This window comes from Dactylosporangium sp. NPDC051484 (assembly GCF_040689395.1).
Classification (GTDB): Bacteria; Actinomycetota; Actinomycetes; order Mycobacteriales; family Micromonosporaceae; genus Dactylosporangium.
On sequence record NZ_JBFAZX010000006.1, the window covers coordinates 174238 to 188420 of the forward strand.

17 protein-coding genes, 2 pseudogenes and 1 riboswitch are annotated in these 14183 nt (G+C 72.3%); of the genes and pseudogenes, 14 read left to right on the plus strand and 5 right to left on the minus strand.

Annotation, left to right across the window (positions count from 1 at the left end; translation table 11 throughout):
* Position 1 precedes the first annotated feature (1 nt).
* Entirely contained in the window at positions 2 to 376 is a 375-nt protein-coding gene (locus AB0367_RS13735; RefSeq protein ID WP_366226597.1) for a DsrE family protein, read from the minus strand.
* 12 nt (positions 377 to 388) lie between these two features.
* Between AB0367_RS13735 and mtfM the strand changes: the two genes are divergently transcribed.
* The 10 genes and pseudogenes from mtfM to AB0367_RS13785 form a co-directional block, all read left to right on the plus strand.
* Positions 389 to 493, plus strand: a complete 105-nt coding sequence (mtfM, locus tag AB0367_RS13740) for a small membrane protein MtfM (RefSeq protein WP_033363477.1) — start codon at positions 389 to 391, stop codon at positions 491 to 493.
* Positions 490 to 1074, plus strand: a complete 585-nt coding sequence (locus tag AB0367_RS13745; protein WP_366226598.1) for an FABP family protein — start codon at positions 490 to 492, stop codon at positions 1072 to 1074. Before mtfM ends, AB0367_RS13745 begins: the two co-directional genes overlap by 4 nt.
* Positions 1075 to 1099: 25 nt before the next feature.
* Positions 1100 to 1510, plus strand: coding sequence for a transcriptional repressor (locus AB0367_RS13750; protein ID WP_366226805.1), 411 nt, complete (start codon positions 1100 to 1102; stop codon positions 1508 to 1510).
* Complete coding sequence (locus AB0367_RS13755; protein WP_366226599.1) at positions 1504 to 2568, plus strand: folate-binding protein; 1065 nt, start codon at positions 1504 to 1506, stop codon at positions 2566 to 2568. Before AB0367_RS13750 ends, AB0367_RS13755 begins: the two co-directional genes overlap by 7 nt.
* A 126-nt stretch (positions 2569 to 2694) precedes the next feature.
* Entirely contained in the window at positions 2695 to 3528 is an 834-nt protein-coding gene (locus AB0367_RS13760; RefSeq protein ID WP_366226600.1) for a 3-keto-5-aminohexanoate cleavage protein, read from the plus strand.
* 172 nt (positions 3529 to 3700) lie between these two features.
* A pseudogene (locus AB0367_RS13765) lies at positions 3701 to 4033 on the plus strand (helix-turn-helix transcriptional regulator); the annotation flags it as partial.
* A gap of 83 nt (positions 4034 to 4116) precedes the next feature.
* Positions 4117 to 4605 (plus strand): hypothetical protein, encoded by a 489-nt coding sequence (locus AB0367_RS13770; protein WP_366226602.1) that lies wholly within the window; start codon positions 4117 to 4119, stop codon positions 4603 to 4605.
* 68 nt (positions 4606 to 4673) lie between these two features.
* Positions 4674 to 5000 (plus strand): DUF2516 family protein, encoded by a 327-nt coding sequence (locus AB0367_RS13775; RefSeq protein ID WP_366226603.1) that lies wholly within the window; start codon positions 4674 to 4676, stop codon positions 4998 to 5000.
* Position 5001: 1 nt separating this feature from the next.
* A complete protein-coding gene (locus AB0367_RS13780; protein ID WP_366226806.1) occupies positions 5002 to 5892 on the plus strand; it encodes an alpha/beta hydrolase in 891 nt (296 codons plus the stop codon).
* A 148-nt stretch (positions 5893 to 6040) separates the two neighbouring features.
* Positions 6041 to 6139: pseudogene (locus AB0367_RS13785) on the plus strand (alanyl-tRNA editing protein); the annotation flags it as partial.
* A 26-nt stretch (positions 6140 to 6165) separates the two neighbouring features.
* Here the strand turns inward: AB0367_RS13785 and AB0367_RS13790 are convergent.
* Positions 6166 to 7413, minus strand: coding sequence for an AI-2E family transporter (locus AB0367_RS13790; RefSeq protein WP_366226604.1), 1248 nt, complete (start codon positions 7411 to 7413; stop codon positions 6166 to 6168).
* A gap of 165 nt (positions 7414 to 7578) precedes the next feature.
* Between AB0367_RS13790 and AB0367_RS13795 the strand changes: the two genes are divergently transcribed.
* Positions 7579 to 7887, plus strand: a complete 309-nt coding sequence (locus tag AB0367_RS13795; RefSeq protein ID WP_366226807.1) for a co-chaperone GroES — start codon at positions 7579 to 7581, stop codon at positions 7885 to 7887.
* Here AB0367_RS13795 and AB0367_RS13800 read toward each other — a convergent pair.
* Complete coding sequence (locus AB0367_RS13800; protein WP_366226605.1) at positions 7878 to 9362, minus strand: PrsW family intramembrane metalloprotease; 1485 nt, start codon at positions 9360 to 9362, stop codon at positions 7878 to 7880. The two genes, AB0367_RS13795 and AB0367_RS13800, sit on opposite strands and share 10 nt — an antisense overlap.
* Between AB0367_RS13800 and AB0367_RS13805 the strand changes: the two genes are divergently transcribed.
* Together AB0367_RS13805 and AB0367_RS13810 are read left to right on the plus strand one after the other, a co-directional pair.
* Positions 9250 to 10038: a hypothetical protein gene (locus tag AB0367_RS13805; RefSeq protein WP_366226820.1), complete on the plus strand. Its 789-nt coding sequence runs from the start codon at positions 9250 to 9252 to the stop codon at positions 10036 to 10038. The genes AB0367_RS13800 and AB0367_RS13805 overlap by 113 nt on opposite strands.
* A riboswitch (SAM riboswitch) is annotated at positions 10031 to 10146 on the plus strand. Its footprint overlaps the gene before it by 8 nt.
* A 13-nt stretch (positions 10147 to 10159) precedes the next feature.
* Positions 10160 to 11371 carry an aminotransferase class V-fold PLP-dependent enzyme gene (locus AB0367_RS13810; RefSeq protein ID WP_366226606.1) on the plus strand — a complete coding sequence of 404 codons (1212 nt, stop codon included), beginning with the start codon at positions 10160 to 10162 and terminating at the stop codon, positions 11369 to 11371.
* Here the strand turns inward: AB0367_RS13810 and ligD (AB0367_RS13815) are convergent.
* Both ligD (AB0367_RS13815) and ligD (AB0367_RS13820) read right to left on the minus strand, forming a co-directional pair.
* Entirely contained in the window at positions 11351 to 12238 is an 888-nt protein-coding gene (gene ligD / locus AB0367_RS13815) for a non-homologous end-joining DNA ligase (RefSeq protein ID WP_366226607.1), read from the minus strand. The genes AB0367_RS13810 and ligD (AB0367_RS13815) overlap by 21 nt on opposite strands.
* Positions 12231 to 13160 (minus strand): non-homologous end-joining DNA ligase, encoded by a 930-nt coding sequence (gene ligD / locus AB0367_RS13820; protein WP_366226608.1) that lies wholly within the window; start codon positions 13158 to 13160, stop codon positions 12231 to 12233. Before ligD (AB0367_RS13820) ends, ligD (AB0367_RS13815) begins: the two co-directional genes overlap by 8 nt.
* Before the next feature lie 95 nt (positions 13161 to 13255).
* Here ligD (AB0367_RS13820) and AB0367_RS13825 point away from each other — a divergent pair, with 95 nt between their 5' ends.
* Positions 13256 to 14182, plus strand: coding sequence for a Ku protein (locus AB0367_RS13825; protein WP_366226609.1), 927 nt, complete (start codon positions 13256 to 13258; stop codon positions 14180 to 14182).
* Position 14183 lies beyond the last annotated feature (1 nt).

Sequence of the window (14183 nt, forward strand, 5' to 3'; positions counted from 1 at the left end):
GCTAATACACCAGGGCTTGGGCGTCGTCCTGGAGCGCCTCCTCGACGAACGCCGCGGCGCCCGCGATCCGGATGCCCGGGATGACGTCGTCCGCCCCGATGCCACGGCGCACGGCGCACTGGGTGCAGACGGTGACCTTGCCGCCGGCCAGGACCGCCTCGAGCAGGTCCTGCAGCGGTGCGGCGTGCGCGAGCTCGAACTCGGCGGCGCGGCCTGGCAGCGCGAACCAGGCCGACTCGCCGGTGAGCCAGAGCGACGTCGCCACGCCGCCCGCGACGGCCGTCGCGGCCACGGTGAAGGCCTGCGAGCAGCGCTCCGGGGCATCGGATCCGGCGGTTGCCTTGACGACAAGAGAACGTGCCATGCCTCGCAGCATAGGATTCGCGTGATGGTAACTGAGATCGGGTTCGTAAGCCTGCTGGTCGCCGGCATGGGTGCGCTGGCCGGCGGCCTGATCTATCTCGCGGTTCGGGTGTCGAGGGGGCGTTGGTGACTGACGTGCAGCCGCCGTGGGCGGGGCTCGCCCAGGTCGGTGAGTATCCGTATGAGGAGACGCACGATCTTCGCAAGGGGCCGGACCTGCATCCGGCGTTGCTGGGGCTACTGCCGCTGGTCGGTGTGTGGCGCGGGCGCGGGCAGGGCGACTACCCGACGATCGAGGGCTTCCACTACGCGCAGGAGGTGCGGTTCAGCCACGACGGGCGGCCGTTCCTGTTCTACGAGTCGCGGTCGTGGATCATCGACGCCGACGCCAACCCGATCCGCCCGGCGCAGCGCGAGGTCGGCTGGTGGCGCCCGGTGATCGTGGACGGCAAGGCGACCGACGAACTGGAGATCCTGCTGTCCGCGCCGAACGGGATCGTGGAGTTGTACACCGGCCAGACGCGCGGCGCGACCCAGTGGCAGATGGCCACGGACGGCGTCGGCCGCACGGCGACGGCCAAGGAGGTGCGCGGCGGCCAGCGGCTTTACGGCATCGTCGAGGGCGCGCTGCTGTACACGTTCGACCTCGCGGCGGTCGGCCAGCCACTGCAGGTCCACCTCTCGGCGCGCCTGGAGCGTGTGGCGGGCTAGATTTAACGACGTGGACCTCGCGGAGATGCTCCGGTCGCGCGGGCTGCGGTTGACCGCGCCGCGCCAGCTCGTGCTGGAGGCCGTCTATCGGCTGCGCCACGCCACCCCGGACCAGATCCACGCCGAGGTGGCCGAGCGGGCCGCCGGGATCAACATCACCACCGTGTATCGCACGCTCGAGCTCCTCGAGGAGCTCGAGCTGATCACGCACGCGCACCTGTCGCACGGCGCACCGACATACCACGCGGTCGACGAGCACCAGCACGCCCACCTGGTGTGCCGGGGCTGCGGCTCGGTGCAGGAGCTGCCGTCGCCGGTCCTGGACGGCCTCGCCGGCGAGCTGCTGGACGGCCGCGGGTTCCGGCTGGACATCGGGCACGTCGCGCTGTTCGGCCTCTGCGGCGAATGCGGTACTACCCGAGGAGAACCATGCTGAGCGCCATACCCGTCGCCGCCCTCGACCCGAACGACCCCGATGCCGGCGCCGTGGCCCACTACGGCGACCCGGCCCGGGAGCAGCGCATCCTGGACACCGCCGCCGGCCTGGTCGACCGCTCGCACCGCGGCGTGCTGGCCGTTCCCGGCGCCGACCGGCTGACCTGGCTGCACAGCCTCACGACGCAGCACCTCACCGGCCTCGCCCCGATGAGCGGCTCCGAGCTGCTCGTGCTCTCGCCGCACGGCCACGTCGAGCACCACGCGGTGCTCACCGACGACGGCGCCACCACCTGGCTGGACACCGCCGACGCGCCCGGGCTGCTCACGTTCCTGGAGCGCATGCGGTTCCTGATGCGCGTCGAGCCGGCCGAGGTCACCGCCGACTGGGCGCTGCTGTCGATCGTCGGCCCCGCGACCGACGAGGCCCTCGTCACGCTCGGCGTCGGCCCGCTACTCCCGCCTGACCTGCTCGCCGTGCCCGACGCCAAGTTCGCCAGCGGCTCGATCCCGCCGCGCCCCACCGCCGTGTATTCGGCCGCGCCGCTACCCTTCGGCGGGTGGGTGCGCCGGATGACGTACGGCGCGGATCTGCTGGTCCCCCGCCAGGCACTTCCCGAGGTGATCGAGTCCTCCGGCCTGCCGCCGGCCGGCATCTGGGCCTTCGAGGCGCTGCGCGTGGCCGCGCGCCGCCCGCGTGCGGGGTTCGAGACCGACCACAAGACGCTGCCGGCCGAGGTTGGTTGGACGGCCCCGGCGGTACACCTGGAGAAGGGCTGCTACCGCGGCCAGGAGACGATCGCGCGGGTGCACCACCTGGGCCGCCCGCCGCGCAAGCTGGCGCTCCTCCACCTCGACGGCATCACCACCGACGAACTCCCGGCGCGCCACACCCCGGTGACGTTGGAGGGCGGCGAACGCCCGGTCGGCTTCGTGGGGACCGCGGTGCGCCATCATGAGCTGGGGATGATCGCCCTGGCGGTCGTGAAGCAGAACCTCACCCCGGACTCGGTCCTGCGCGTCGGTCCGTCGACGGCCGCCATCGACCCGGGCCTGTAGTCGGTGCGCAGGTTTTCATGATCACGGAGTGAACATGTACAAGGGTGGGCAGCGCGTTCACTCCGTGATCATGGAAAACCCGCCGGCGAGCCGGTTCGCAAGCGGCATGGCAGGATCGGCGAAGTGATGACAACGACGTTGATCACGGTGGCTCCGACCGGCGCCGAATCGCGCAAATCGGACGTGCCCGCGCTTCCCGTGACGCTTGACGAGTTGGTGGCGACCGGCCGGGACTGCGAGGCGGTGGGGGCGAGCGTGATCCACGTCCACCTCCGCGATGACGCCGCGGAGCCCACGCTCGACCTCGGGCGACTCAGGGAGGCGGTCGCCGCGCTGCGCGCCGAGACCGGGCTGATCGTGCAGCTGTCGACCGGGGGCGCGGTCACCGACCCCGAGGCCGACCGGCTCCGCGTGCTCGACGCCCAGCCCGACATGGCGTCCTGCACCATGGGCACGGTCAACTTCGGCGACGACGTCTTCCTCAACCGATGGGGCTTCATCGTCGACCTGCACACGCGCATGCAGGAACGGGGCATCGTCCCCGAATACGAGATCTTCGACCTCGGCCAGATCACCACCCTGCGCCGCCTGCTCGACAAGCACGGGCTGCCCGCCGGCGGGCACGTCCACGTCGACCTCGTCATGGGCGTGCCGGGCGGCATGCCGGGCACCGTCGCGGCCCTCGCCGCCTGCGAGGCCGCGCTGCGCGACCTGCCCGACGGGACCACCTTCTCCGCGACCGGGATCGGGCGCGCCTCGCTGCCGGTCCTGCTCGCCTCGCTCGCCGCCGGCGGGCACCTGCGCGTCGGCATGGAGGACACCGTGACGTACGCCAAGGGGCAGCCCGCCGAGAGCAACGCCCAGCTCGTCGCGCGGGCCAGCGGATTCGCCCGGCTCGCCCAGCGCCCGCCGATGAGCACCGGCGACGCGCGCGCCATGCTGGGGATCGGCAATCTCTGATTCCGGCTCGGCTTCCGGCGCGGCGTGGCGCTGCCCGGGCGGGTGGAGGTTCCGGTTTTGGGGGGCGGACGCGAGGTCGGCGTGGTTCGCTCAGTGTGGTGACTGGGTTCACGCTAGCTCCCGCTAGCATTTTGCTTGCTGGAGTTAGCAGCCCGCGCTACCGTCGGTAAGTGTGAAAGAAGAGTCGCGTGACCTGGGTGGGTTCATTCGTGACCTGCGCCGCAACGCGCGCATCTCGCTCCGCCAGCTCGCCGAGCAGGCGGGGGTGAGCAACCCGTATCTGAGCCAGATCGAGCGTGGCCTGCGCAAACCAAGTGCGGAGGTGCTGGCTCAGCTCGCGAGCGCACTGCGGGTCTCGACCCCGCTGATGTACCTGCGAGCCGGGCTGCTCGAGCGCGAGGGGCACGACGTGCTCGCCGCGATCGCCGCCGACGGTGACCTCACCGTCACGCAGAAGCAATCGCTCACCCAGATCTACGAAACGTTCCGCCGGGAAAACGCGCGGAACTCTACGGACCGCGAGGACGGCGCCGAAGCTACCTCGGGGCCCGAACCGGAGCAGCCGACACGTTCCCACGAGGAGTCGCAGTGACCGCGAAGACCACGACGAAGAGCACCACCCGAAAGATCCCGACGCCGCTGTATGCCGCGGCAGGCGCCGGCGACCTGGCGTACGAGCAGCTGCGCAAGCTGCCCGCGCAGGTCGCTCACCTGCGCACCCGCGTCGAGGAGCTGCGCCCGGCCGTGGCCGGCGCGGTGTCGGAGGGCAACCTCCGCGACGACCTCGACCGGCTGCGCGGGATGGCGCGGCGCAACGCCGCCAGCTTCCTGGCCAGCGCGCAGGCCGGCGCCCAGGTCGCGCAGGACCGCGCCGTTGCCGTGTACTCCGACCTGGTCGCCCGCGGCGAGAAGGTCGTCAGCACCGCCCGGGGCGCCGAGGCGAAGATCGAGCTGGAGCCGGGCCGCAAGGCGGTGACCGCCGAGGTCACCACGACCGAGGGGCCGGCCGTGTCGCGCACCCCGGCCAAGAAGACGGTGGCGAAGAAGGCCGCGCCGAAGGCCGACACCAAGAAGTAACGGTGATTCTCGGGAGCCCTCCGGCACCGTCGCGCACGGGCCGGGGGGCTTCGGCTTAAGCTCGGTGCATGGTGAGTGCCGTCCCGAAATTCTACATACAGGCCGAGAACTATATTTCGATCAGCGTGTGGATCTTCTGCCTGGTGCTCGGCGCTGCGGCCTTCCTGCACTGCGTCGTGCAGCGCACCGACGCGTTCCCAGCGATCGGCACGATGTCCAAGTCCATCTGGTTGGCGCTGATCGGCGGAGGCGAGCTGCTCACCGCGATCTCGCCCAATCTTGGGCTCGGCTTTCTGGGCATCTTCCCGCTCATCGGCGCCGGGATCTTCGCCGTGTATCTGCTCGACATCCGCCCCGCGCTGCGCGACGCGGTCGACGGCCACGGCTCCTGGTGAGCTGATGGACTTCCGCTGGCCGCCCCCGCCGGACGGGCGCCCCGATCGGTTCCGCCCGCCCGTGACCCGAGGGCCGCAGACCGGCCGGCCAACCCTTCCCGCGCCCCCGACCGAGCTGGTCGCCACCCCGCACGGGGTCGAGTTGGAGCAGCTCGTCACCGGCGAGGGCACGCCGGTGACCGTGTTCGCCCACGGCCTCGGCAGCGGGATCGCCGAGACCCGGCCGCTGGGCAGCGCCGTGCACGGCCGCAAGGTCTTCTTCCAGTTCCGCGGGCACGGGCAGTCCTCGGCGCCCGGGGGCACGTGGACCTACCCGGACCTCGCCCGCGATCTTCGCGCGATCGCCGATCTCTCCGGCGCGACCCGGGCGCTCGGCGTCAGCATGGGCGCCGGGGCGCTCACCCGGCTGCTGGCGGACAATCCCGGCCGCTTCGAGCGCGTGGTGTTCTTCCTGCCCGCCGTGCTCGACGCCCCGCGCCCGGCCGCCGCCCACGAGCGGCTCACCGCGCTGCTGGAGGCGATCGAGGCTGGCGACGCGGCTGCGGTGGCCGACGTGATCTCGCAGGAGGTCCCGGCACAGCTGCGCAACACGCCGCCGGTCTGGGCGTTCCTGCGCCAGCGGCTCGACCAGCTCATGCGCGACGGGCTCGCGGCCAGCCTGGCCAGCCTGCCGGAGCAGGCGGCGATCGAGGACCGGGCCGCACTGGCCGACGTCACCGCCGACTGCCTGGTGATCGGCTGCCGGGGCGACGACCTGCACCCGGCCGCGGTCGCCGAGCAGCTCGCGGCGGCGCTGCCACGGGCGCGGCTGCACGTGTATGACCGGCCCGGCATCCTCTGGACGCAGCGCGCCGACCTGCGCACGCGGATCTCGGCGTTCCTCAACGCCTGATCCACGGTCCGTTGCGCGCCGCTGGCCTACGAACGGCTCACCGATAGTGACCGAATGGATGACCATCTGACGTGTATCAGAACGAGGGCTGACGGATTCTGTATTGCATGACCACTTCGCGATACTGGGCGGGCCCGACCCGCCGCATGTAGTCGGCCGCTCGGCGTTCTACCCCGGCGGGGGCGGGCAGCCCCCGGACCATGGCGTCCTGCTCTGGCAGGACCCGCAGACCCGCATCTTCGGCACTCATGCGCACGGCGGCCGGGGCAGTCCTCAGTCGGAGGAGACGATCACTGCCTCGGGTGGGGGTTGCCGGCGATGCTCAACCAGGTGGCGGATGCCCGTGTTGAGCACGGCCACCAGCGGCACCGCGACCAGCGCCCCGATGATGCCGGCCAGCACCACCCCCGTCGCGATCGCCACGATGACGGCCAGCGGGTGGACCGAGACGGCGCGGCCCATGATGAGCGGCTGCAGCACGTGGCCCTCCAGCTGTTGCACCGCGATCACGCCGATGAGCACGACGAGCGCGGTGATCGGCCCATCGTCCACGAGGGCCACCAGGACCGCCACAGCACCGGAGACCGTGGCGCCGATGATCGGGACGAAGGCGCCCAGGAACACGAGGGTGCCCAGGGGAAACCAGAAGTCGACATCCAGGAAGAACAGCAGCATGCCGATGCCCAAGGCGTCGATGAAGGCCACCAGGACCGTGGCGCGGACGTAGGCCACCAGGGTCCGCCAGGCGGCCTCGCCGGCGTGGCGGATCGGGTCGCGGGCGGGGGCGGGCAGGATGCCGGTCACGAAATGCCAGATCCGCTTGCCGTCGCGCATAAAGAAGAACGTGACGAAGAGGATCAGCAGCATCAGGGCGAGGAACTCCACCGTCGCGGTGGCCGTGTTGACCGCGCTGGTGGTGAGACTGCCCCGGTTGTCGCTGAGCCAGGTGGTGGCGGCGGCGAAGGTGGCGTCCAGCTGACGGCCGCTGACATGCAGCGGGCCCGCGGTGAGCCAGTCCTGAATCTGTCGTACGCCGATGGACGCCTTGTCGGACAGGGCCGGGAACCCGGCCACGAACTCACTGACGACCAGCGTCAGCACGCCCGCCACCGCGGCCAGGCCGGCGACCAGCACCACGAACGCGGCCAGCGACGGGGGCAGCTTCACCCGGCGGCGCAGGACGCCCATCACCGGCGCGAGCAGGGCCGACAGGAGCAGGGCGATGCTCAGCGGGATGAGCACGGTCTTGAGCCGGCCGACCAGCCACAGCAGCACCGCGGCCGCGGTGATGAGGATCAGCAGGCGCCAGGACCAGGCGGCGGCGATGCGCAGCCCATACGGCACCTCGGCGTCGTCCCGGCTGGTTGTCGTCGCATGGCTGAGCTCCTGCTCCAACTCGGCCAGCGGCTCCGGCTCGGGAACCTCGACCAACGCCGCGACCTCGCGTTCGGCCCTGGCCGCCTCCACTCTCTGGATGTAGGCGCGGCGCAGATTCGCCCGCACCGTGTCGAACCGGCCCACGTATCGCCTCCTTGACGCGCTCAGCCACCCGGCCAGGACACCTCACGGTAGTCCGGGGTGGGCGACGTTGGCACGCACCAAGGCGGTAGCGTCGCAAGCGTGACAGCACAACCCGCCGCCCAGGCGTCAACCGACACGCCATATGCCGCCAGAGCGGACGACGCACTGCCGATCCGGCTCCTGCACGACCGCGTCCTCGTCCGGCTCGAAGGCCACGAGGGCGAGCGCCGGCACATCTCCGGCATCGTCATCCCGGCGACCGCATCGGTCGGGCGCCGGCTGTCGTGGGCGACCGCGGTCGGCGTCGGGCCCAACGTGCGCTCCATCGTCGCCGGCGACCGGGTCCTGTTCGACCCCGAGGAGCGCTCCGAAGTGGAGCTGCAGGGCCGCGACTACGTGCTGCTGCGCGAGCGCGACGTGCACGCGGTCGCGGCCCGGCGGGTGGAGCCCGACTCGACGGGCCTCTATCTGTAGTAGTACGGCGGGCCGGCGTACACCGGTGGCGGGGGCGGCGCGGCCAGCGAGACCGGCACGGGCACGACGGGAGTCGGCGGGGGGTCGAGCACGCGCACGACCCCGTCGGGGAACGTGATGTGGTAGCGCGCCCCGTCCCACACCGCCCGCGGCGACTGCGGATCCCGCCCGACGAACACCTGGCGATACGCGTCAAGCGCGGTCAGCAACTGCCGCTCCTCGGCCAGCGCCTCCATCCGCCGCTTCGGCTCCTTGTCCAGGCCGCGGTGCAGGCCGTCGCGCAGCAGCGCCAGTCGTGTCGCGTCGAACTGGAACGCCCGCATCGCCTTCGCGCCGGCGTCGCCTGCCACCCGCTTCGCCCAGCGGCGGGCGGAGAGCCGCCGGCCGAGGGTGGCCAGCGCGGCGACCTCCGGCGGGGAGAACCAGCCGGCCCGCGCGTATTCGCCCAGGACCCGCTCGGTGAGCCGGCCCTCGCTGGCGCGCAGCCAGAGTGCGAAGCCGACCATGCCCAGGAAGATCGGCATCATCACCGCGAAGTAGCCGTACAGCAGCACCCAGGTGTTGGTCGAGGTGGCCGCGATGACCGACATGAGGTTCCACGAGCCGTGCAGCATCATCGCGGCCAGCAGTCCGGCCAGCGGCGCCAGGAAGCGCACCGCCTTGGCCGACGAACGCGACGCGAGGCCCAGCCCGATGCCGGTCATCGAGGTGAACAGCGGGTGCGCGAACCCGCTCATCAGGATGCGAACGATGAAGATCCCGACCAGCGCGGCCGCGCCCGAGGCCGGACCGGACTTGTCGGCGTACTCGCCGTATCCCTTGAAGCCGAGGTACAGGATGTTCTCCACCATCGCGAAGCCGGTCGCCGACAGACCGCAGTAGACGATGCCGTCGATGATGCCGGAGTACGCGCGCGGGCGGCGCCAGAAGAGCAGCACCGGGCCGAGGGCCTTCATGCTCTCCTCGATCAACGGCGCGACCAGCACGGCGACCAGGGCGCTGGACAGGCCGGCCTTCTCGAACAAGTAGCTGCCCGTGGTGTTGACCACGAGCGCCACGCCGGTGGCCACGCAGGCGCCCCAGCCGAAGACGAAGACGAGGTACTTCACTGGCTCCGGCTCGTAGCGGTCCAGCCAGAGGAAGCAGGACACGAGGACCGGGACCGGGATGACGGCGGACCCGACGCCGACGAACAGCGCCGTCCAGCCGCCGCTGACGCCGAAGAACGCGAGCACGGCCACGCCGCACGCGGCGATGAACCCCATGACGCCGATGAGCGTCAACAGCCGGCGCCGGTCGGAGCGCTTGGCGGGCGGCGCGGCGGCCAGGGCGAGGGCGGCGGTCGGGTACTCCTGCTGGCCGGTGCTCGGCTCGGCCGCCGCGATCACGTTCGGCACCGCGATGCCGGGCAGCGCCGACGGCCACGGCGAGGGACCGGCCGGCCCAGCTGACCCAGTTGACCCGGCATGGATCATTGGCCCGCCGGGCGGCACGGCGCCGCTCGGTCCGGCTCCGGGAAACGGCGACCCCTGGTATCGGCCGGGGTCCGGGTGCGACCCGGCCGGCACCTGCGGCCCGACCGGCTCGCCCGGGGATGGCGAGGACGACGAGGACGGCGCACTCCACGGGCTCGGCGCCGGCGACGACGGCGAACTCCACGGGCTTGGCGCCGGCCCGGTCTCCGCGGACTCCCACGGCGCGGGGCCCGACGTCGGCGCCGGGGGCGGTGCCGGCCGCCCCCACTGTCCGGCGCTCGGCACCGGCCAGGAGCCGGCGCCCGCTGCCGGGGGCGCGCTATTCGGCGCGGCCCACGATGCGCTGTCCGCCGCCGGGGGCGCGCTGTTCGGCGCCGCCCAGGCACCGGCGCCCGAGGCCGGGAACGCGCTGCCGGGCGCAGCCCAGGATGCGCTGTCCGCTGCCGGGGGCGCGCTATTCGGCGCTGCCGGGGGCGCGCTATTCGACGCGGCCCACGATGCGCTGTCCGCCGCCGGGGGCGCGCTGTTCGGCGCCGCCGAGGCGCCGCCGCCCGAGGCCGGGATCGCACCGGTCTCCGGGGACGGTGGCCCGGAGGCGGGCGAGTCCGGCGTCCCACTCGGCGGGAGTTCGCTCATGACGCAACCTTATCTGCGGTACGGTCTGCTCAGGTCATGAGTGCCAGCGCACAGCCCCGGCTTGCTGGCCGGCAACCCTCGCGTTCGCGGCGGGGTGCCCCGGGTGATGACCCGGTTCGGCACGTGGTGTGCCGAGCAAGCGCGAGCGAAACGGGTGACCCATGTCCGAGTTGCTGCCCCCTGCCATCCTGTCGCCGAGCGAGGTCAAGCTGCGCGACGGCCGGTCCGTCGACTTCGCCAACCTCGACATCGCCGCCACCGCGCCGTGCCTGCGGGCCGTCGCGGACGCGGTCGCCGACCTGCTGCCCTACTACGGCAGCGTGCATCGCGGGGCGGGCGCGCTGTCGGAGCGCTGCACACGGGAGTATGAGCAGGCCCGGGAGACCGTCGCGGACGTCCTCGGCCACGGCCCAGACGACACCGTGATCTTCACGCGCAACACCACGGACGCGTTCAACCTGCTGGCGCGGGTGCTGCCCGAGGACGCGACGGTCGTCACGTTCGACGGCGAGCACCACGCCAACCTGCTGCCCTGGCGCCGCACCGAGCGCCTCGCCGCGCCTGGGTCCCCCGAGGAGGCGGTCGAGGCGCTGGAGCGATCGTTGCACCGCGTAAAAGGTCCGAACGTGCTCGTGAGCGTGACGGCGGCGAGCAACGTGACCGGCGAGGTCTGGCCGGTCGCGCGGCTCGCGGAGGTCGCGCACCGCTTCGGCGCGCGCATCGCGGTCGACGCGGCGCAGCTGGCCCCGCACGCCCCGGGGCGCCTGGCCGGGCTCGGCGCCGACTACGTGGCGTTCTCGGGCCACAAGCTCTACGCGCCGTTCGGGGCGGGCGTGCTCGCCGGCCGGGCGGACTGGCTGGACGCGGCGGAGCCGTATCTGGCCGGCGGCGGGGCGAGCGCTCACGTGGCCGACGACGGCGCGGTGCGCTGGTCGACCGGCCCGGCCCGGCATGAGGCCGGCACCCCGAACCTCCTCGGCGCGGTCGCGCTCGCGACGGCGTTGCGGTCGTTGCGGGAGATCGACCCGCAGCAGCGGGAAGACGCTCTGCTGCGACGGCTCCGCGAGGGCCTCGCGCGGCTGCCGCACGTCGAGGAGCTGCGGCTCTTCCCGGCCGACGCCGATCGGGTCGGGATCGTGTCGTTCGCGGTCCTCGGGGCCGACCCGGGCGAGCTCGCCGTCACGCTCGGCCGCGATCACGGCATCGGTGTCAGGACAGGGCTGTTCTGCGCCCATCCGCTCACCCGCCGCCTTCTGAGCGAGGCCGCCGACCGGCTCGGCGCCGAGCAGCCGCCCGCCCAGGCGATCCGGGCCAGCTTCGGCATCGGTACCACCGAGGAGCACATCGACCGGCTACTGGCCGCCCTGCAGTAGGTCACCCAGCGTCGCGACCCGGTCGAGGACGACGGACGGGGTCAGGTCGGCGGCGGTCAGCTCGCCGGCCTCGACCTCGTTCCAGGCCAGCGGCGCACTGACGGTCGGGGTCCCGCCGGCCCGCAGCGAGTAGGGCGCGACCGTGGTCTTGAACGCGTTGTTCTGACTCCAGTCGATGAACACCTTGCCCGGCCGCAGCTGCTTGGCCATCTTCGCCACGATCAGCCGCGGGTGCCGGCCGGCCAGCCCCTCGGCGACCGCCTTCGCGTAGCCGCTGACCTCGTCCGCGCCCTCGTCGCCGGGCAGCGGCACGACCAGCTGCATGCCCTTCTTGCCGGACGTCTTCGGCACGCACTCAAGCCCGTCGGCGGCCAGCCGCTCGCGCATGAGCAGGGCGACCTCGAAGCACTGGGGCAGGCCGGCCGGCGGCCCCGGGTCGAGGTCGACGACGAGTTGGTCGGGGTCGAGCGCCCGGCCGTCCTCGTCCACCCGCCACTGCGGCGTGTGCAGCTCCAGCGCGGCGAGGTTGGCCAGCCAGACGACGGTCGCCAGCTCCTCGACCACGATGAAGTCGATCTTCTCGCGGTTTCTGGACGAGCCGGGCACCGGCAGCCGCACCGTGCGCACCCAGTCCGGGGTGCCGGCCGGGGCGTTCTTCTCGAAGAAGCTGATGCCGTCGACGCCGTCGGGATAGCGGGTGCGGGTGAGCGGGCGCCCGTCGAGATACGGCAGCAGGGTCGGCGCGATGCGGGTGTAGTAGTCGAGGACCTCGGCCTTGGTGAAGCCGGTCCTCGGGTAGAGGACCTTGTCGAGGTTGGAGATCTCCAACTGGCGCCCGGCGACCTCGACCCGCAGGCGGTCAGGCATCACGCACCTCCTCGGGCGACACGTCGGGACGGATTCGCAGGAACCGCGGGAAACGCAGCCGCCCGTCGCGCGTGCGGTGCCCGAACTTGACTTCGACCACGAGGTGCGGGTCGACCCATACGGCGCCGCGGGCGTCCTCCCGCGGTACCGATGCGCCGAAGGGGTTTGTGCTCGTCTTCAACGGGTCGAGCGCGGCCAGCAGCGCCCGCTCCGCCGCGCCGGAGATGCCGCCACCGACCCGGCCCCGGTAGGCGAGGCCGCCCGGCTCTGGGACGCCGACCAGCAGTGCGCCCAGCGCGCGCTTGCCCGGCCGCCAGCCGCCGACCACGAACTCGCAGCTCTCCTCGAGCTTCACCTTGATCCAGTCGGTGGTGCGGACACCTGCGTGGTACACCGAGTCGGCCCGCTTCGCCACCACGCCCTCAAGCCGGTTCTCCCGGCTGGCGGTCACGGTCGCCGCGCCGTCGTCGAACGACGGGGGGATGACCGCGCGGGCCCCCAGCCCGAGGCCCTCCAGGCGTTCCCGGCGGATGCGGTACGGCAGGCCGGTCAGCTCCTCCCCCTCGGCACGCAGGGCGTCGAAGACGAGGTAGGTGACCGGGACGGTGGCGGCGAGCCGGGCCGCGCGGTTGGGCTCGCGCACGTGCATGCGCTCGGCGAGCACCTGGAACGACGGCTGCCCGGCCTCGTCCATCGCCACGACCTCGCCGTCGAGCACCGAGTCGGCCAGGCCGCGCCCGACGCCCGCGAGCTCGGGATAGGCGGCCGTCACTTCGGCCCCGCTGCGGGCGAAGAGCCTGGTGACACCCTCGCGGACGACCGCGATCGCGCGGATGCCGTCCCACTTGAACTCATACGCCCAGCCTGGCCCGCAGGGCAGCGGGCCACTCGATGCGAGCATCGGTTCCGGCGGGCCTGCCATGCCCACACGATAGTTCGCCTTGCGGTTCCTCGCGTCCCGCTCGAAACGATGCGATTCTGATTGGGCAAGGTCCACCACCTGCGGAAAGGATCTTCATGCGTGCGATCTGGAAGGGCGCGGTCTCCTTCGGGTTGGTCTCGATCGCCGTTCGCCTGTACTCGGCGACCGAGGAGAAGGACATCCGCTTCCACCAGGTGCACCGGGACGACGGCGGGCGGATCAAGTACAAGCGGGTCTGCTCCGTCGACGGCGAAGAGGTCGCCTACGACGACATAGCCAAGGGCTACGACCTCGGCGGTGGCGAGATGGTGATCCTCACCGACGACGACTTCGCCGACCTGCCGCTGACCACCAGCCGGGCCATCGAGGTGCTGGAGTTCGTGCCCACCGAGCAGGTGGACCCGATCCTCTACAACAAGGCGTACTTCCTCGAACCGGAGCAGACGGCCGCAAAGCCCTACGCGCTGCTGCGTGACGCCCTCACCAACACCGAGCGGGTCGCGATCGTGAAGGTCGCCCTGCGCCAGCGCGAGCAGCTGGCCACCCTTCGCGTGCGCGACAACGTGCTGGTCCTCAACACCATGCTGTGGCCCGACGAGGTCCGTGCCGCGAAGTTCGACATCCTCGACGAGGACGTCACGGCCCGCCCCGCGGAGCTCGCGATGGCCGGCTCCCTCATCGAGTCGATGGCCGCCGACTTCGACCCGTCCACCTACACGGACAACTACCGCGAGGCCCTGCAGGAGGTCATCGACGCGAAGGTGGCCGGCCGCGAGGTCGTCCAGCCGGAGGAGGCCGAGGAGGCCCCGGCGGCGGCGGTCGACCTGATGGCCGCGCTGCGCGCGTCGGTCGAGCGGGCGCGGGCGGCACGGGGTGAGGAGCCCGCCACGCCGGCCGCCGCCGAGGAGGAGGAGGAGCCGGAGGAGAAGAAGCCGACCCCGCTCAAGAAGGCCGCGGCGAAGAAGGCCGCGCCGGCGAAGGCAACCCCGGCGAAGAAGGCGGCCGCGAAGAAGTCCGCCTGAA